This is a genomic window from Halobacillus sp. ABD4_316, assembly GCF_056161385.1.
Window position 1 is genome coordinate 333,862 of the sequence record NZ_JBSWZA010000003.1, and the last position, 17,983, is coordinate 351,844.

At 50.7% G+C, this 17,983-nt stretch carries 16 protein-coding genes and 3 riboswitches; of the genes, 1 reads left to right on the top strand and 15 read right to left on the bottom strand.

The window, feature by feature from the left end; genetic code table 11:
- Positions 1–9: 9 nt before the first annotated feature.
- The 10 genes from purF to ACXAJH_RS14215 form a co-directional block, all read right to left on the bottom strand.
- A complete protein-coding gene (gene purF, locus ACXAJH_RS14170) occupies positions 10–1,422 on the bottom strand; it encodes an amidophosphoribosyltransferase (RefSeq protein WP_474967396.1) in 1,413 nt (470 codons plus the stop codon).
- Positions 1,398–3,623: a phosphoribosylformylglycinamidine synthase subunit PurL gene (purL, locus tag ACXAJH_RS14175; RefSeq protein ID WP_474991104.1), complete on the bottom strand. Its 2,226-nt coding sequence runs from the start codon at positions 3,621–3,623 to the stop codon at positions 1,398–1,400. The genes purF and purL overlap by 25 nt, the downstream gene beginning before the upstream one ends.
- Positions 3,607–4,290, bottom strand: coding sequence for a phosphoribosylformylglycinamidine synthase subunit PurQ (purQ, locus tag ACXAJH_RS14180; RefSeq protein WP_474967394.1), 684 nt, complete (start codon positions 4,288–4,290; stop codon positions 3,607–3,609). The genes purL and purQ overlap by 17 nt, the downstream gene beginning before the upstream one ends.
- A gap of 1 nt (position 4,291) precedes the next feature.
- Complete coding sequence (purS, locus tag ACXAJH_RS14185; RefSeq protein ID WP_027955719.1) at positions 4,292–4,537, bottom strand: phosphoribosylformylglycinamidine synthase subunit PurS; 246 nt, start codon at positions 4,535–4,537, stop codon at positions 4,292–4,294.
- Positions 4,525–5,244 (bottom strand): phosphoribosylaminoimidazolesuccinocarboxamide synthase, encoded by a 720-nt coding sequence (purC, locus tag ACXAJH_RS14190; protein WP_474967393.1) that lies wholly within the window; start codon positions 5,242–5,244, stop codon positions 4,525–4,527. The genes purS and purC overlap by 13 nt, the downstream gene beginning before the upstream one ends.
- A 59-nt stretch (positions 5,245–5,303) precedes the next feature.
- The gene (gene purB / locus ACXAJH_RS14195) at positions 5,304–6,596 is read right to left on the bottom strand and encodes an adenylosuccinate lyase (protein ID WP_474994318.1); all 1,293 of its coding nucleotides are present in this window, start codon (positions 6,594–6,596) and stop codon (positions 5,304–5,306) included.
- 10 nt (positions 6,597–6,606) lie between these two features.
- Complete coding sequence (gene purK, locus ACXAJH_RS14200) at positions 6,607–7,734, bottom strand: 5-(carboxyamino)imidazole ribonucleotide synthase (RefSeq protein WP_474994320.1); 1,128 nt, start codon at positions 7,732–7,734, stop codon at positions 6,607–6,609.
- Positions 7,724–8,215: a 5-(carboxyamino)imidazole ribonucleotide mutase gene (purE, locus tag ACXAJH_RS14205; RefSeq protein WP_474967390.1), complete on the bottom strand. Its 492-nt coding sequence runs from the start codon at positions 8,213–8,215 to the stop codon at positions 7,724–7,726. The genes purK and purE overlap by 11 nt, the downstream gene beginning before the upstream one ends.
- A 107-nt stretch (positions 8,216–8,322) precedes the next feature.
- A riboswitch (purine riboswitch) is annotated at positions 8,323–8,423 on the bottom strand.
- 81 nt (positions 8,424–8,504) lie between these two features.
- Positions 8,505–8,714 carry an NETI motif-containing protein gene (locus tag ACXAJH_RS14210; protein WP_474967389.1) on the bottom strand — a complete coding sequence of 70 codons (210 nt, stop codon included), beginning with the start codon at positions 8,712–8,714 and terminating at the stop codon, positions 8,505–8,507.
- Positions 8,674–9,252: a DUF2179 domain-containing protein gene (locus tag ACXAJH_RS14215; RefSeq protein WP_027955713.1), complete on the bottom strand. Its 579-nt coding sequence runs from the start codon at positions 9,250–9,252 to the stop codon at positions 8,674–8,676. Before ACXAJH_RS14215 ends, ACXAJH_RS14210 begins: the two co-directional genes overlap by 41 nt.
- Positions 9,253–9,393: 141 nt before the next feature.
- Here ACXAJH_RS14215 and ACXAJH_RS14220 point away from each other — a divergent pair, with 141 nt between their 5' ends.
- Positions 9,394–9,819: an Hsp20/alpha crystallin family protein gene (locus ACXAJH_RS14220; protein WP_027955712.1), complete on the top strand. Its 426-nt coding sequence runs from the start codon at positions 9,394–9,396 to the stop codon at positions 9,817–9,819.
- 87 nt (positions 9,820–9,906) lie between these two features.
- On the opposite strand, the gene ACXAJH_RS14225 is transcribed toward ACXAJH_RS14220, so the two are convergent.
- From ACXAJH_RS14225 to ACXAJH_RS14245, 5 genes are all read right to left on the bottom strand, one after another.
- Positions 9,907–11,241 carry an NCS2 family permease gene (locus ACXAJH_RS14225; RefSeq protein WP_027955711.1) on the bottom strand — a complete coding sequence of 445 codons (1,335 nt, stop codon included), beginning with the start codon at positions 11,239–11,241 and terminating at the stop codon, positions 9,907–9,909.
- Positions 11,242–11,396: 155 nt separating this feature from the next.
- Positions 11,397–11,499, bottom strand: a riboswitch (purine riboswitch).
- Positions 11,500–11,578: 79 nt separating this feature from the next.
- A complete protein-coding gene (guaA, locus tag ACXAJH_RS14230; protein ID WP_474970341.1) occupies positions 11,579–13,117 on the bottom strand; it encodes a glutamine-hydrolyzing GMP synthase in 1,539 nt (512 codons plus the stop codon).
- 129 nt (positions 13,118–13,246) lie between these two features.
- A riboswitch (purine riboswitch) is annotated at positions 13,247–13,348 on the bottom strand.
- Positions 13,349–13,383: 35 nt separating this feature from the next.
- Positions 13,384–15,579: a transglutaminase TgpA family protein gene (locus ACXAJH_RS14235; RefSeq protein WP_474994322.1), complete on the bottom strand. Its 2,196-nt coding sequence runs from the start codon at positions 15,577–15,579 to the stop codon at positions 13,384–13,386.
- Positions 15,579–16,844, bottom strand: coding sequence for a DUF58 domain-containing protein (locus ACXAJH_RS14240; RefSeq protein ID WP_474967387.1), 1,266 nt, complete (start codon positions 16,842–16,844; stop codon positions 15,579–15,581). Before ACXAJH_RS14240 ends, ACXAJH_RS14235 begins: the two co-directional genes overlap by 1 nt.
- Entirely contained in the window at positions 16,841–17,806 is a 966-nt protein-coding gene (locus tag ACXAJH_RS14245; protein WP_474967386.1) for an AAA family ATPase, read from the bottom strand. The genes ACXAJH_RS14240 and ACXAJH_RS14245 overlap by 4 nt, the downstream gene beginning before the upstream one ends.
- Positions 17,807–17,983: the final 177 nt, after the last annotated feature.

A 17,983-nucleotide genomic window follows, 5' to 3' on the forward strand; every position in this document is an offset into this window, starting at 1 on the left:
TATACCTCCCTACGCTTTCTCATATGGATGCATCGTGTTCGGATAGATTTCGGTCGGGTAGTTCCCGGTAAAGCAGGCCATGCAGCCGCCGTGCCTCAAGGATTCCTCTCCCTGGTAGATGCTCTCATTCAAGCCTTCCGTCGATAAAAAGGCGAGGCTGTCCGCACCGATCTGTTCTTCCATCTCCTGAAGAGAATGGTTCGCGGCGATCAGTTCTCCGCTGTTGGATGTGTCGATTCCGTAATAGCACGGATTCTTGATCGGAGGGGAGGCAATTCTGACGTGGACTTCTGCGGCCCCTGCTTCTTTCAGCATCTTCACAATCCGCCGGCTGGTCGTTCCACGCACAATGGAATCATCGACCATGACGACCTTTTTCCCTTCAACGATCCCCCGGACAGCGGAGAGCTTCATCTTCACACCCTGCTCTCTCAGCTCCTGGGACGGCTGGATAAACGTCCGGCCGACGTAACGGTTTTTGATGAGCCCGAGCTCATAAGGAATTCCTGAAGCCTCGGCATATCCGATCGCGGCGGAAATACTGGAATCCGGTACGCCTGTTACGACATCCGCATCCACAGGCGCTTCTTCAGCCAGTGTTTTGCCCATCCGTTTACGGGAGGCGTGGACATTCTTTCCATCCACATTGCTGTCAGGACGGGAAAAATACACATATTCCATCGAGCAGAGCGTCCGCTGGATCGGTGCTGAAAACCGAATGGAATCAATGCCCTCATCAGAAATGACGAGCATTTCACCAGGATCGATTTCCCTTTCATACGTCGCACCGACGATATCGAAAGCGCACGTTTCTGAAGAAACCACCCAGCTTCCCCCTAAATGGCCGAGACTGAGGGGACGGAGGCCGCGTGGATCGTTAGCGACAAACATCCGGTCTTCGGTCATTAACAAAAAGGCATACGCTCCCTTGATCATGGAAAGGGCTTCTGTAATGGCCTGCTCCAACGGCAGATGACGCGCCCGCTTGATCAGGTGGGCGACGACTTCTGTATCCGACGTCGTCTGGAGGATGCTGCCCTGTCCTTCCAGCTGGTTTTTCAATGCCTGGGCATTCACAAGGTTGCCGTTGTGGGCAAGGGCAAGTCCGCCGGTCTGCGAACGGAACAGGAGCGGCTGAATATTTTCATAGCCCCCATCTCCCGCTGTTGCATAACGCACGTGACCGATGGACGCATGCCCCTGCAGATCTTCCAGCTGGTTTTCAGAGAATACTTCATTGATCAGCCCGTGTCCCTTGGCAAGCTTCAACTGCCCGCCATCCGTCGTTACAATGCCCGCGCCTTCCTGGCCGCGATGCTGCAGAGCGTGGAGACCATAGTACGTCAGCTGGGCAGAATCCGGATGACCCCAGACACCAAAAATCCCACATTCTTCATTTAAGCCTTTGATTTCACCAAGCATGAAAGAGCTCCTTTCCAAGCTGTTTTCAGCACAGATGTCTTTTCCTCCATCACAACGTCTTCCTGCTTCACTGTATACATGCCATTATCCGTCACTGTACCAATCTGCTGCGCTCCAGGTGCGGCCTTCTCAAACGCGTCTTTGTTTTCCGGATGGATGGTCACAAGGAAACGGGACTGGGTTTCTGAGAAAAGGGCTGTCGTGATATCCCCTTCGATCGTGACATCACAGCCAAACTCCTGATCGAATAACGTTTCCGCAAGAGCTACAGCCAGACCACCTTCGGACAGGTCATGAGCAGATTCGACAAGACCAGAGCGGATCGCTGTCAGCAGCTGGTTCTGTCGCTGCGCTTCGACTTCTAAATCCAGTCCGGGTGCTTTTCCGAAATGCCGGCCTTCCAACAACCCCTGCAGCTCGCTTCCTCCGAATTCCGGTTTCGTTTCCCCGATCACATAAATGAGGTCGCCGGCGGCTTTCGCGTGGGAACGTGTGATATGGCGGACATCTTCAATTAAACCGACCATACCGACAATCGGCGTCGGATAGATGGCCTGTCCGCCGAACGATTCGTTGTAAAGACTGACGTTCCCGCTGATGACCGGGGTGCCGAGGGTGCGGCAGGCTTCACTCATTCCATCAACGCTTTTTTCCATCTGCCAGAAAATTTCCGGGTTTTCCGGAGATCCGTAGTTCAGACCGTCCGTAATTCCAAGCGGACGGCCGCCGGAGCAGACAATATTACGTGCCGCTTCCGCCACGGCAATCTGGCCGCCCACTTCCGGGTCGAGGTAAATGTAGCGGGAATTACAATCCGTCGTCATGGCCAGCGCCTTGTCCGTTCCACGCACACGAAGTACCGCGGCATCAGAACCCGGGGAGACCACTGTGTTCGTCTGGACCATGTAGTCGTACTGGTCATACACCCACTCTTTACTCGCAATCGTCGGCTGCTGCAGAAGGGCAAGCAGGGTTTTCGTATATTCCGTCACGGCCGGCTTGTAATCTTCCATACGTTGAAACTCTTCATAATACTCCGGTACTTTGGACGGCTGGTGATAGACCGGGGCATCCTCTGCAAGGGAATCCACCGGAACATCCGCAGCCACTTCCCCGTGATGTTCAAGGCGGAAGCGCTTCGTATCGGTCACTTCACCGACCGCAACGGCTTCAAGATCATACTTCCGGAAGACAGCAGCAATTTCCTCTTCCCGGCCTTTCTCAACCACTAAAAGCATCCGCTCCTGTGATTCCGACAGCATCATCTCATAAGCCGTCATGTTCTCCTCACGCTGGGGAATGTGATCAAGATTCATCGTCATGCCGGTTCCCGCTTTACTCGCCATCTCACTGGCGGAGGAAGTTAGACCAGCGGCGCCCATATCCTGAATGCCGACAAGGGCATCATGATGAATGACCTCCAGACAGGCTTCGATCAGCAGCTTTTCCATAAATGGATCGCCGACCTGGACCGATGGACGCTTCTCTTCAGACTCTTCCGATAATTCTTCAGAAGCGAAGGTCGCTCCATGGATCCCGTCCCGGCCGGTTTTAGCCCCGACATACATGACCGTATTTCCGATACCGGCTGCAATCCCTTTTTGGATATCCTTATGATCGATCAACCCGACACACATCGCATTGACGAGCGGATTGCCGTTGTAGGCGTCATCAAACTGGACTTCCCCGCCCACTGTCGGCACACCGACACAGTTGCCGTAGCCGGCGATGCCGCGTACGACTTCTTCAAACAAATATTTCACCCGTGGACGCTCAAGCGATCCAAACCGGAGAGAATTCAGTAACGCTACAGGACGGGCGCCCATGGAAAATACATCACGCAGAATACCACCGACCCCAGTCGCTGCCCCTTGATACGGTTCAACAGCAGACGGGTGGTTGTGGCTTTCGATCTTGAATACCACCGCCTGGTCATCTCCGATATCGATGATTCCGGCTCCTTCCCCAGGGCCTTGAAGGACATGGGAACCTTCTGTCGGAAACTTCTTCAGCAGTGGCTTTGAGTTTTTGTAGCTGCAGTGCTCCGACCACATGACCGAAAACAAGCCGATTTCTGTATAGTTCGGACGGCGGCCGAGAATGTTCACCACCGAGGTGTATTCGTCATCCGTCAGACCCATATCTGCATATAAACGGTTCTGTTCAATCATTTCCGGACTGATCTCAAGCGTTGATGGCATAATGTTCCCTCCAATAGGTCAAAATCGATTGAAAAAGCCGAAGGCCGTCATCAGTGCCGAGCAGGGCATCGACCGCCCGCTCCGGGTGCGGCATCATACCGAGGACATTGCCTCTCTCATTGACGATACCGGCAATATCACCGGCTGATCCGTTCGGGTTCGTCTGATAAGTGAAAACCACCTGCTTGTTCTTACGAAGACGCTCAAGCGTTGACTGGTCACAAAAGTAATTGCCGTCTCCATGGGCAATGGGAATCTGGATTTCTTCCTTCTCTTTATACGACTGCGTAAACGGTGTATCAGCATTCTCTACGATCAGCGTTTCGGTATGACACATGAACTTCAGTTTTTCGTTCGGCAGCATCGCCCCCGGCAGCAGGCCGGTTTCCAATAAAATTTGAAACCCGTTGCATACGCCAAGCACCGGTTTCCCGGCTTCTGCGGCAGCACGGATCTGCTCAACGATGGGAGAAGTCGCAGCAATCGCTCCTGAACGCAGGTAATCTCCGTAAGAAAAGCCACCCGGCAGAAACACAGCATCATAGTCTGCTAGATTCGCTTCCTGATACCAGACAAGATCTGCGTCTGCACCAAGTTCATCTTTGACGGCATGGTACATATCACGGTCACAGTTCGATCCTGGAAAGACGACGACGGCACATTTCACGTCAGCCAGCCTCCTCTATCGTATACGTATAGTTTTCAATGACCGGATTGGCGAGAAGCTGATCACACATCTTGTCGATTTCGGCTTCCAAATCTTCCTTGTCATCAACGAGAACCTCCATGTATTTCCCGACACGGACGTCGTGAACGTTATTGTATTCCAGTGATTTCAAGGAATGCTGAACGGCCTTGCCCTGCGGATCCAGGACCCCTTCTTTCAACGTAATGTGAATCTTTACTTTGCGCATACGCTCTCCTCCAGTCGTTGTAAAATCCGTTCATACGTATCTGTCAAACTGCCAATCCCTTCACGAAAAACGTCCTTATCCATTTTTGTACCTGTTTCCAAGTCCCAGAGCCTGCACGTATCCGGGGATATTTCATCAGAGAGGACGAGGCGGCCATCAGAGAGGAAACCGAATTCCAGTTTAAAATCGATCAGCTCAAGACCGGCTTTCTGAAAAATGCTGCTCAGATGCTCATTGATGAGAAGCGCCTGTTCCTTGATCAAGGTGAGGTCCTGTTCACGGATCCCCGTCAAATGATAGGCGTGGACATCATTGATCAGCGGATCATCCAGTTCATCATTTTTGTAAAAGAGTTCAAGAATGGGTGGTTGAAAGAGTGTCTGTTCAGAGATACCGAGGCGGCGGGTGATGCTGCCTGCGGCTTTATTGCGGACAACGACTTCGAGCGGAACGATATCTGTCTTGTAGACGAGCTGCTCGGTTTCGTTTAAAGCTTGAATGAAGTGGGTCTTGATGTGTTGTTGATGTAAGGATTGAAAGACTTTTGAGGTAATCAGGTTGTTCAGACGGCCTTTGCCGGGGAACGACTCCTTTTTCTTTCCATTAAAGGCGGTCGCATCATCTTTATAGGATAAAATCAACTGTTCAGGATCGTCGGTATGGTACACACGCTTCGCTTTTCCTTCATATAAAAGGGAACCTTTCATAAAAGCAGCACCTCACTTGTTTTGTTAGGGAAGGACCTGCATCCGCAGGTCCTTGATGATTACAAACCAATACGATCGAAAATACGGTCCACCTGTTTGAGGTGGTGCTTATAGTCAAAGCAGGCATCCAGCTGCTCTGAGGAAAGCGTCGACGTGATCTTCTCATCTGCTTCGATCAGCTCACGGAACGGAATGCCCTCTTCCCAGGCTTCCATCGCCTTCGGCTGCACAAGATCGTATGCCTCCTCACGCACCATGCCTTTGTCAATAAGGGTAAGCAGTACACGCTGGGAGAAAATCAACCCGTAGGTTTTCTCCATATTCTCCTGCATACGCTCTGGGAAGACCGTCAAGTTTTTCACGAGCCTGCCAAAACGGTTCAGCATATAATTCAGGGCAATGGTCGCATCCGGAAGAATGATCCGTTCGGCAGAAGAGTGGGAGATATCCCGTTCATGCCAGAGCGGCACATTTTCAAACGCGGTCATCATTTCTCCACGCAGTACGCGGGCCATCCCTGTCATGTTTTCCGAACCGATCGGGTTCCGTTTGTGGGGCATCGCAGAGGAACCTTTCTGTCCTTTTGCAAAATACTCTTCCACTTCACGCGTTTCCGTCTTCTGAAGGCCGCGGATTTCTACAGCGATTTTTTCCATGGATGTCGCAATCAAAGCCAGGGTGGACACGTAATGGGCGTGGCGGTCCCGCTGCAGTGTCTGCGTGGAGACAGGAGCAGCAGCCAGTCCAAGCTTCTCACAGACGTACGCTTCGACAAAAGGATCGATGTTGGCATACGTACCGACCGCACCGGAGAGCTTTCCGACTTCGATCTGTTTGATTGCCAGGTCGAGACGCTCAAGGTTACGCTTCATTTCTTCATAATAAAGCGCCATCTTCAAGCCGAATGTCGTCGGCTCTGCATGGACTCCGTGTGTACGGCCCATCATGACGGTGTGTTTATGTTCCTGTGCTTTTTCACCAAGAATATCAATGAAGTTGACCAAGTCGCGGCGGATGATTTCGTTCGCCTGCTTCAGTTGATAGGACAAGGCGGTGTCGACAACGTCCGTAGAGGTCAGTCCGTAATGGACCCATTTACGTTCTTCTCCGACCGTTTCGGAAACGGCACGCGTAAAGGCTACAACATCATGCCGCGTTTCCTGTTCGATTTCATGTATGCGGTCGATGGAGAAGGATGCTTTTTCACGCAGCTTTTCGACATCTCCCTTGGGAATGATGCCAAGCTCACTCCATGCTTCACAAGCCAGCAGTTCAACTTCAAGCCAGGCCTGATAACGATTTTCTTCCGTCCAGATGGCTCCCATTTCCGGGCGTGTATAACGTTCAATCATAGTCTTCCTCCTACCAATAATGGATCTGATTTTGTTCGATGCGTTCATCGATCTCTTCAAGTGTGTCACCGATGAAGGTCAGGTGCCCCATCTTGCGTGTGGTCCGGGCTTCTTTTTTCCCGTAGTCATGAAGATGGCCGCCTGTATAGTATTCAATCCGGTCATTGAGGATGCCGCGGTGTTTTCCGAGGACATTGATCATCACGGCTGCGCCGAAGGTATGTACCGGCAGCAGCGGCAGTCCACAGATGGCACGGATATGCTGTTCGAATTGCGAGACACTGCACGCTTCAATCGTGTAGTGTCCGGAGTTATGCGGACGCGGCGCCATTTCGTTGATGTAGATATCATCGCCGCTGACGAACATTTCCACAGCAAACGTCCCGACAACGCCGATACGTTCGGCCAGGGCCTCAACGGCGGCTTTCGCCTTATCAAGGACAACGTCCGACACCTGGGCCGGAACCCGGGTTTCATGAAGAATCTGCTGTCTATGGATATTTTCCGCAAGAGGGAAATAAACGATACTTCCATCCTGTCCACGGGTGAAAACCTGGGAGATTTCAAGATCGAAAGGAATCCACTGTTCCACGATATACGTGCCGCCTTCTTTCAGAAAAGAAGGGAGATTCTCAAGATCTGACTCCTGTTCGAGTTTCAGCTGACCTCTGCCGTCATAGCCGCCGCTGATCGTTTTCATAACTGCCGGATATCCAATCTCTTTGACGGCCTGACCGGCTTCTTCCGACGTATGGACGATACGGTAATCCGGTACAGCAAGGCCGGCGTCTACAGCAAAGGCCTTCTCTTTCTCACGATTCTGTGTCACCTCGAGGGCAAGCGTGCCCTGGGGAAGCTTGTCTGCTTCAGCAAAAAAACGGGAAACACCGGCGTCCACATTTTCAAATTCGTAGGTGACCACCTGGCTGATTGTATTCAACCGCTCTGCAGCTTCAAAGTCATCATAGGCAGCTAGAATATGATGGTCGGCCACCGGTGCACAGGGGCAGTCTTCGGATGGATCCAGCACAGCAATCCGGTACCCCATATGCCTGGCAGCGAGCGCCATCATTTTTCCAAGCTGGCCGCCGCCGAGGATGCCGATGGTCTGGCCTGGACGGATGACATTAATATTCATCGAGCTCCCTCCTCATATTTCCGACTTTCTCTTTCATCCGGCTGCGGTACTCCTCCAGCCGTCCAGCTGTTTCTTTATCAAAAGCCCCCAGCATTTCTGCTGCGAGAAGCCCGGCGTTCTTAGCCCCGGCTTTTCCAATCGATACGGTGGCTACAGGAACGCCGCCGGGCATCTGGACAATGGAAAGAAGGGAATCCATGCCTTGAAGCGATTTTGATTCAACCGGTACCCCGATGACGGGGAGTGTCGTCTTAGAAGCGACCATTCCAGGCAGGTGGGCAGCTCCCCCTGCGCCGGCAATGATGACCTTCAGCCCTTTCTGGCGGGCGGTTTCACTGTATTCAAACATATCTTCCGGTGTCCGGTGGGCGGATATGATTTCTTTTTCGTAATCGACGGCCAGTTCATCCAGGACGATGCAGGCTTCCTGCATCGTATCCCAGTCCGAAATACTTCCCATAATGATCCCAACTTCAGCCATGCGCTCTCCCTCGTTTCTTTGTGAAGTAACATAAAAAAAGCCTGCCCGACCGCTCAATCAATGAGAGGAGTCGAACAGGCATACGTCGGCCAAGGCCGGCCGGGCGCCGCTGACATAACTCCCCTCATAGTCCGGGACTTTACGGTTCCCAGGTAGAGACGTGCGGGCCATATCCCCGCCTTATATGAGGTCGTCTATGCAATTCTGTCTTTATCATATCAAGAATCTCTTTTGGCTGTCAACGCCATTGTCGAACAATGACATTTTACAATTGACAAATTGTTCGGTTTTACTGTTTAACGGCTTGAAATACGATCGTTTTTCCTACAGGCTCCATGACTTTTTCCCCGTTTCGGATTTCTTCACGGAAGACCGGCTCTTCCATGCGGCGGATGGGCATATAGCCTTGACTCTTCATGCGGTCGAGACAATCATCGATCGTTTCATTTTCCTGCACTTCAAAACGCATTCTGCTGTTCCTGCTGTTCTTTTTGGGCATCGCGGATCTTTCCTCTCTTTACAGACTTCACCCAGAAGCCTCCATGGATCTGCTTTGGTTCATACGCAACGATAAAGGCTTTTGGGTCAATCGTACGGATGGTTTCATATAAACTGAGTTCATACTTTCGAGGAGTCAGGATCTGCATCGCCAGCCGGTCTCCCTCCATGCCGTACGCGTACCAGCTCGTCACCCCGTACCCTTTATCCCGGAGCTGACGGGTGAATTCGATATCCGGGTTCGAGGAGATGACGTTAACTGTAATATACCCGAGGGCGAGCTTCTCTTCAATCTTCATACCGACAATCACCCCTGTACCGTAACCGACAGCATAGGCAATAACGTTTTCAATCTGGTCCAGACGGTCAAGAACGATGCCCAGTCCGTAAATGTACGTGACGATTTCAAACATTCCGATAAACGCTGCGAAATACCGCTGTCCTTTTAATGTGAAAATCATACGAAGGGTAAAAAAGGATACATAAACGATGTTCACCGCTAATATGATGGCGATGAGTACAAGTGGGTTTTCAAACAATACAGACAGCCTCCTTTGCCCGGGATAAAGTGAAAATCTATCACCCGGACCGCTTCTCTTGCATACACTATAAACCATGAGAATAAAGGGGCACAACCGCTTTTCACCGCAATTACAGACAAATCTTGGAGGTGCAGGCTGATGGATCAGTTCAAGGATTGGAAAGGAAACTTCGACCGTTTCTTCGGCCAGGAATTCTGGGGCGGCTTTGAAGGGATGATGAAGCCCGCCATACCGGCTGTCAACATCTATCAATACGATAATGAGCTGCTCTGTTTCGTCAACATTCCCGGCATGGACCACCCGAAAAATGTCGATGTTCTCGTCGACCACGCCACGTTAACATTGAAAGGGAAAATCGAAATCAACAACCGCGGTGGTCATCAGATCAAAGCAGAAATTGCCGACGGTACATTTGAACGTTCCATCGACCTCCCCTACCCTGTCCGGCATGACAAAATAGAAGCCACCTACAGGCACGGACTGCTGGTCGTCCAGCTTCACCGCTACATCCCTGATTCATCAAGACAGAAACCGATCACCATCCGCCACCTGGAGGATGAATAAAACCGGCGCCTGACAGAAGGCCGCCGGTTTTTTTATACCTTGACGGGGAAGTCATCCAAGAGTGCACCACTCTTTTCATAGACATCCTTATGCAAGGAAAATGAAATATAAGACGAAAATGACAAAAAGGAAATACATGATCGGATGAATTTCTTTGGATCGTCCTTTCAAGATCATTGTAATCGGATAGAAGATAAAGCCGATCGCAATTCCGGTGGCAATGCTGTACGTCAATGGCATCGCAGCAATCGTAAAGAAGGCAGGGACGGCAATTTCAAACTCATCCCAGTCAATGCTCTTCAAGGTGGACGCCATCAGCACTCCGACAATGATCAAAGCAGGTGCGGTAACTTCAGCAGTTACAACAGCGAGAAGTGGAGAGAAGAACAGGGCAAGCAGGAAAAATCCTGCCGTCACGACAGAAGCAAAGCCTGTTCGTCCACCTGCTCCGACACCCGCGGTGGATTCAATGTAGGACGTCGTCGTCGAAGTTCCAACGACGGCCCCGACGACCGTAGCGGCGGAATCGGAGAACAGCGCACGGTTGGCCCGCGGCAGTTTGTTATCCTTCATAAACCCGGCCTGGGTGGCTACAGCCACAAGTGTACCGGCCGTATCAAAGAAATCGACGAAAAGGAACGTCAGGATGACTACGAGCATCTGGATCGTGAAAATATCCCCAAAGTGTGTCAACGCTGCACCGAACGTCGGTGCCACACTCGGCGCCGGACTGACAATGCCGCCAAGGCCAGATGGTGGATCAATCAAGCCCGTGAGAATCCCCATCAATGACGTCAGCACCATCCCGTAGAAAATGCCGCCCTTCAATCCGACAGCAAGCAGAATGACACTGACAATGATCCCGAAAACAGCGAGAAGCGTCGGTCCGGCGGTCAAATCACCAAGCTGCACCAGTGTCGCGTCACTGTTCTGTACGATCCCGGCGTTTTGAAAGCCGATAAACGCGATGAACAGCCCGATCCCCGCTCCGACAGCCAGCTTAAGGTTTCCAGGGATAGCATCAATGATCATCGTCCGCAGGCCGGTTACCGTTAACACAATAAAAATAAGTCCAGAAGCAAGTACGCCGGCAAGCGCTGTTTCCCACGGAATACCAAACCCGAGCACAACCGTATACGCAAAGAATGCGTTCAGTCCCATACCGGGAGCAAGAGCGATCGGATACTTCGCAAACAATCCCATAATCAATGTACCCACTGCGGCTGCTACGGCTGTAGCGGTGAATACGGCTCCCTTATCAATACGAGTGACCCCTTCAGGCAGAGCCTCAATGCCGTCCAGTGCGAGCGTGGACGGGTTGACGAACAAAATGTAGGCCATCGCGAGAAACGTTGTGAGCCCCGCCATGAATTCAATCCGATAGCTCGTTCCCATTTCCTTAAACTTAAAAAACTTACTCATTTGTAAATCCTCCCCTTTTTGTTTTCCGTCGCCTTTCTTATCGGGTCTCTTTATTTTTATGTTGACCCATCTCCCACAAAAAAAGACACCCCTGGATAAAATCCAGGAGTGTCTGTAGATACGAGGATAAACGGACGTCTGCACATGCGTACAGGCAGTCGTCCATTCACCAGCGTAGTCAGACCAATTTACGGCGGTCTGGTAGAAACTCATGGGCCTTATCCCCAAAATTATACGAAGGTGATGCGTTATTGAATTGTCTTCAGCTTACATCGTTCGACAAGAACTGTCAATAATATTTCCGAACATTATTGAATAAAAACCCTTTAATGTTCGATTATTCCCATTCAATCGTTGCAGGCGGCTTACTCGTCACGTCATACACGACGCGGTTGATGTGATCGACCTCATTCACGATACGCGTCGATATTTTCTCCAGCACGTCCCATGGAATGCGGGCCCAGTCTGAAGTCATACCATCAATGGAGGTAACCGCACGGATCCCGATCGTATAGTCGTAGGTACGCTCATCTCCCATGACTCCGACCGATCGGATATCAGGAAGCACAGTGAAATACTGCCAGATGTCACGATCCAGCCCGGCCTTTTTAATTTCATCGCGAAGGACGAAGTCAGATTCACGAACGATTTCCAGTTTCTCCTCTGTCACTTCTCCTAGAACACGGATAGCAAGACCTGGACCGGGGAACGGCTGACGCCAGACGATGTGTTCTGGTACACCAAGCTCCGTACCCAGCGCACGTACTTCATCCTTGAACAGCGTATTCAAAGGTTCGATCAATTGGAATTCCATATCCTCCGGGAGACCGCCGACATTATGGTGGGATTTGATCGTCTGAGCGGTTTCTGTTCCACTTTCGATAATGTCGGTATACAGTGTACCTTGGGCAAGGAAGTCAATGTCCTTCAGCTTTTCTGCTTCATCATCAAACACATAAATGAACTCATTGCCGATGATCTTCCGCTTTCTTTCCGGATCGGATACACCGTCAAGTTTGCTCATGAACCGCTCCTTGGCATCTATTTTAATAATGTTCATATTGAAACCGTCACCCAGCGTACGCATGACGTCATCGGCTTCGTTTTTACGCAGCAGCCCGTGGTCGACGAAAATACACGTCAACTGATCGCCGATCGCCTTATGAATCAATGCTGCTACAACAGAGGAATCCACACCGCCGCTCAACGCACACAGCACTTTACGACCGCCCACCTGCTCACGGATTTTTTCCACTTCCATTTCTACCACGTGTTCCATCGTCCAGTCGTCCTTCGCTTCACAGACATCGAAAACGAAGCTGCGAAGAAGATCATTCCCATATTCTGAATGGCGGACCTCCGGGTGGAACTGGACGCCGTACATCTTTGCATCCTCGTGGCTGATGGCAGCTACAGGACAGGAATGGCTCGTCGCATCCACACGGAAACCTTCAGGAGCTTCGATTACTTTGTCACTGTGACTCATCCATACGGCCTGTTCTTTTGGTGTCTTGCGGAACAGGACCGGGTCTTCTGTAATGTGAATGTCGGCTTTGCCGTATTCGCGTTCCTTGGCCCGTTCTACTTTTCCATTAAAATGGTGGGTCATCAACTGCATGCCGTAACAGATGCCGAGCACCGGAATACCCAGTTCAAAAATCTGCTCATCACAACGGAAGCTGTTTTCTCCATATACGCTGTTCGGCCCACCGGAAAGGATAATGCCGCTCGGATTCAGCTCCTTGATTTTCTCTATGCTCATCTTGTGTGAATGCAGCTCACTGTACACGCCGAATTCGCGGATTCTTCGTGTGATCAACTGGTTGTACTGACTTCCAAAGTCGAGTACGAGAATCATTCCTTGTACGTTTTCCATATACGTTCCACTCCCTGTACCAAAATTGGTCCTGCCTGTTTCTTTCACTTCCCGTGCCATAAAAAAATGGACTCCTGCCTCTTGTATGCTGCATACAACGAAGGCAGAAATCCATCCATGTCAAGACACGTCTGTGACTCCCACCTTCATAGTCAGGGCATTTACGGTGCCCCGGTAGAGACTTTCGGGCCTTATTCCCGAGGATATACGAAGGAAGAATTCTATCTGATAATTTTCACTTATTCTATCAACCGTCTTCCAAGGAATCAAGACAATGTCTTTTTAATTAAATTTTCCCATAATTCCGTTACTTTCTGCCACTGGTCCTTCTCGGATTCATTTCCATAGATCACACGCTCATAATTATTCGTCAACCGCTGCATTTCATTGGATTGAAAATGCTGGTCCACTTTCAAGGCGTAATCACGGAGTGTTTGATCAGGCTTCCGTTTCAACCCTTTATGATTCAGCACTTTCAAAAGGAAGTGGTAAGCCTTCTCATACGTCTCTTCGTCTTCACTACGACGGTAGCGGCGGATCAGAAGCGCGGCCATCCAGCGGTAGCGGGTGACATAAAGCAGAATACCAACCGCCAAAAGGACGGTACCTGTGAGGACTGCCGTAAAGGTCGTCGATCCAGAAGAAGAGGCTGCATCCGCATTTCCGGAGGCTTCATCTTCCTCCTCCACCTGCTGAGGATTCCCCATCGTTTCATCCTGCGTATCGTCTTCAGCACCTGCTGCCGGATCTTCTTCGGTCTCTTCCACATCGACATCGGTGTAAAAATCAGCATTGTTACTGAAGCCCTGTGTCGGTTCAAAAGGAACCCAGCCAACGTCAGGAAAATACACTTCCACCCAGGAGTGCGCATTTCCACTCGTGACTTCGTACACGTTCTGGACGCCGTCTCCTTCTTCATTTTCCACAGAATCGATCCGCTCACCGCCTGTAAAGCCTTTGACCCAGCGCGCCGGGATCCCTTCTGAGCGGAGAAGGACAACCATGGATGTCGAGTAGTTGTCACAGTATCCAATCTGGGATTCAAACAAAAATTGATCGACATAGTCTTCGTCATCGCCCGGAACCGGAACATCCGTCGTTGAATATTCAAAGCCGTTGGCTGAAAAGTAACGCTCCACGGCCTTTGCCTGATCATACCGGTTGTCCTCTCCCTCGACAATCTGGGAAGCCAGATTGCGGACGCGCTCCGGCAGATTCTCCGGGATCTGCAGGTATTGATCCCTGATTTCCTCTGGATCATTATTCCCGGATTCACGAAGCTGGCTGTATTCAAAAGAAGGAAACTCATACGTCAATTCAGCTGTACTGATTTTCGCAGGAGCATCCCCCTGGTACGTATCCATCTCCCCCGTGTTATTGTGAACGCGGAGGTTGTACTCCCCATCTAAATTCCCGACGGATGTAAGACCGTAGGGATAAACCAGTTTTCTAAACGAAGCGAACCTCGTCATTTCAATCTGCGCGGTCTGCGTTTCCGTTTCCACTTCTTGAGTGAACGTGGAGAATGGAATATCATAAGGGTCCGTCGTCATGACCGGCTGCTCCAGCGTATCTGTCCAGCCTTTTCCTGTATACGTATCCTTCGATTCAATCCGCCAGTAGCGGTCCCCATCCACGGTCGCTGTGAAGATCGGCGTATCATCCTGCACAAACGATCCGCCAAGCTGGCTGTCATCCTCGCCATACCCGACCTTCTGGATTGTCCGTCCTCCTCCGGCCCCTGTCCCTCCTGCGGCACTTTCCAAGTATGGAACCGGATCCGGCCACTGTGGAGCAAACTTGGGAGACGCATAAGCGGCTGCGGAAGAAAACAAAATGACTCCAATCAAGGGAAACAGCCAGACATTGGCTTTATGAAGCCCTTTGAATACAATGGACTCCTTATCCATTTCTTTCGCAAAACTCGACAGTCCGAGCGCCGCCATACCGATCATAAAGGTCCGGATAATCGCCCAGCTGCCATCATAAACCGTGAATGTATCAACAATGGCAACGAAAAGAATCGTCAAAAGCACGAAAAAGAACATGCGGCGCGCAACTACGAACCAGTAGTAAAGAAGGTAGCTCATAAGCCACAGTAAAATCAGGAACAGCAGGCTGCGGAAAAGCGGCGTCATCTGCCACCATTCCTGACTACTGATCATCTGAATATTGAAGGTGACCTGCTCGATAAGAACGGCGAACCACCCCGGGGAAAAAATCAGTTCCCCGATGTACAGTCCGTCCAGAATAAAGGCCACACCCAGTCCTTTTAACGGCATGGATAGATACCAGGGGACTTGTAAAAAGGAAACAAAAAAACAAAACGCCGCAAAAATAAAGAAAATCCGGACGTCATCCGTCTGGGAAATCATTTCAAGCGGCCGGAGCCATTCACAGAACAAAAGAAAACCGATGCCGTAGAGGATCATCCGGTAAATGGTTGAATGACGGTCCTGCATTACGTGTTCACCTCGAATTCCTTTTGTGTCATCTGCTCTTCGGATAAGAGATTGACCACCACACCACGGCTTTTCAGCTGCTTGATCAGCTGGTGGTCCTGAAAGGTCAGCCGTTCATGCGGGCGGACATAAAAAAAGACGAGCCGCTTGCTTTTCTTCGCCAATTTCGAAAGCGCCGCCTGAACATCCTGGTCCAGCTGATGGCTGACCACCATCAAGAGAACACCGCTCGGCACAGACGGGCGTTCGCGCTCAAGCTGACTGGCAAACGGCTGCCGCCCCACCGGCCTTACCCGGGCCAGATGCCCCTGGATCTGCTGCTGGCGGGCCGGGTCCTGGTGATAGGGGAAATACCGGCGGTCTTCCCCAAGCGTCATGAATGACAGCGGGGAAGACTGCTGGTGAAACTCCTTCACAAGCGACGCTGAAAATTCGACCGCTCCTTCAAAGCTCAAAATGTCCATATCCGAATGGGCGCCTGTATTTAAGATCATCAGCATTTCCACGCTTTTTTCCTGTTCGAATTCTTTTGTCATCATTTCGTTTTTCTTCGCCGTCGTTTTCCAATCCACCCAGGCAAAGCGGTCACCCGGCATGTATTCCCGGACACCCGTGACGATATTGGTATTTTTCTCATTGAGTTTAAAGGAAGGACTTGTCCCCTGCTCAAAGCTGTAGACCCGGTCCTTCATTTTTACCGGACGGACGTATGGAAACACGAGAAGTTCATTCGTATGCTTGTACACCTGTTCTTTTTTTACAAATCCGAAGAAGTCGCCCGTTTTCACACGGATCGCCTTGAAGGCATGGGCACCGCGCGGGACTTTTTGAAGTTCGTAGCGGTACGAAATCCTCCGGCTGAACCACGGAAAGACGACTTTCTTGATATTCCGCTGTTCATGATACGTTTCTGTTTTCGTCATATCCTTGTATTTCTCCAAGTGTTCATCCACCTTTTTCAAGGATGCCGGAAGATATTCTTCAATGACACAGTAATAAACAGGGAATGGGAACCGCCGCTTCAGCGTCACCTCCACTTCCACGGTTTCCCCCCCAAGGGCATAACGCCTGGACAACTGGTGCTCAACCTCCCACTTACGGATCGGATACACGAGCACACCGAGCATATAAAGAAGGAACGGGAGAAACGCATAAAAAAGAAACCAGCTGACAAATCCGCCTTGAAACATCGCATACGAGAACAGGGCCGCAAACAACAGAACGACGACAGCCCCTTTGCCGGCAAGGCTGAACGTCTGCTTCATTCCCCGGTCGTCCTTTTCACCGGGATGGAAGTAGCCGTTAGGAGCTCCTCAATGATAGAGGCGGACGTCTTCCCTTCAAACCTCGCTTCAGACGTTAAAATCATCCGGTGGCCGAGCACATACGGAGCCATGAACTGCACATCGTCCGGGAGCACATAATCGCGATCATGGACGAACGCATAGGCTTTGGCCGCTTTCATCAAAGAAATTGATCCCCTCGGACTCACGCCTAAGTAGACTCCTTCATGGTCACGTGTGCCTGTGACAAGTTCTACGATATAACGGTGAACAGAACGGTCCACATAGACCTGGGCGGTTTCCTTTTGAAGCTCCACCAGTTCTTCCCTTGTTATTACAGCCGAGATTTCTTCGATCGGATGACTGTTCGACGTACGGGCAAGCATTTCCATTTCCTGCTTCGCTGTAGGGTAGCCCATCTCCATTTTCAAAAGAAAACGGTCCAGCTGCGCTTCCGGCAGCGGATAGGTTCCTTCATACTCGATAGGATTCTGGGTTGCCATGACAAAGAAGGGCTCCCCAAGCTGGACGGTACTCCCATCCACGGTAATGCTCGTCTCCTCCATCCCTTCCAACAGCGCGGACTGCGTCTTCGGAGACGTCCGGTTGATTTCATCGGCCAGGACGATGTTTCCGAGAATAGGGCCTGGACGGAACTCGAACTCCAATGTCTTCGGGTTATAAATGGAAACACCGGTCACATCTGACGGCAGCAGATCCGGTGTGAATTGAATTCTCTTAAAATCACAATCCAAGGATTTCGCAAGCGTTTTGACAAGCATCGTCTTCCCTACTCCAGGAACATCCTCAAGCAGAACATGCCCCTTTGCCAGCAGGGCCACAACGCTTAAAAGCGCTGCTTCTTCCTTTCCAATCATCACTTTTCTAATATTGTTAAGTACCTCGGTTACTTTCGGCTGATAGAGAAACGTTTGTTGAGACATTTGATGGACCCCTTCCTCCCTGACGCACTATTTTTCAGAATTATCACGCTCATTTCCACTATACTATATCCCTATCTATGGAACAAAGGAAAGAAGCTGATGGGTATATCAGGCATTAAAGGGTTCTTCACCCTTTTTAACAAAAGTTAAAAAAAGTTATATAAGTAATAAAATGAA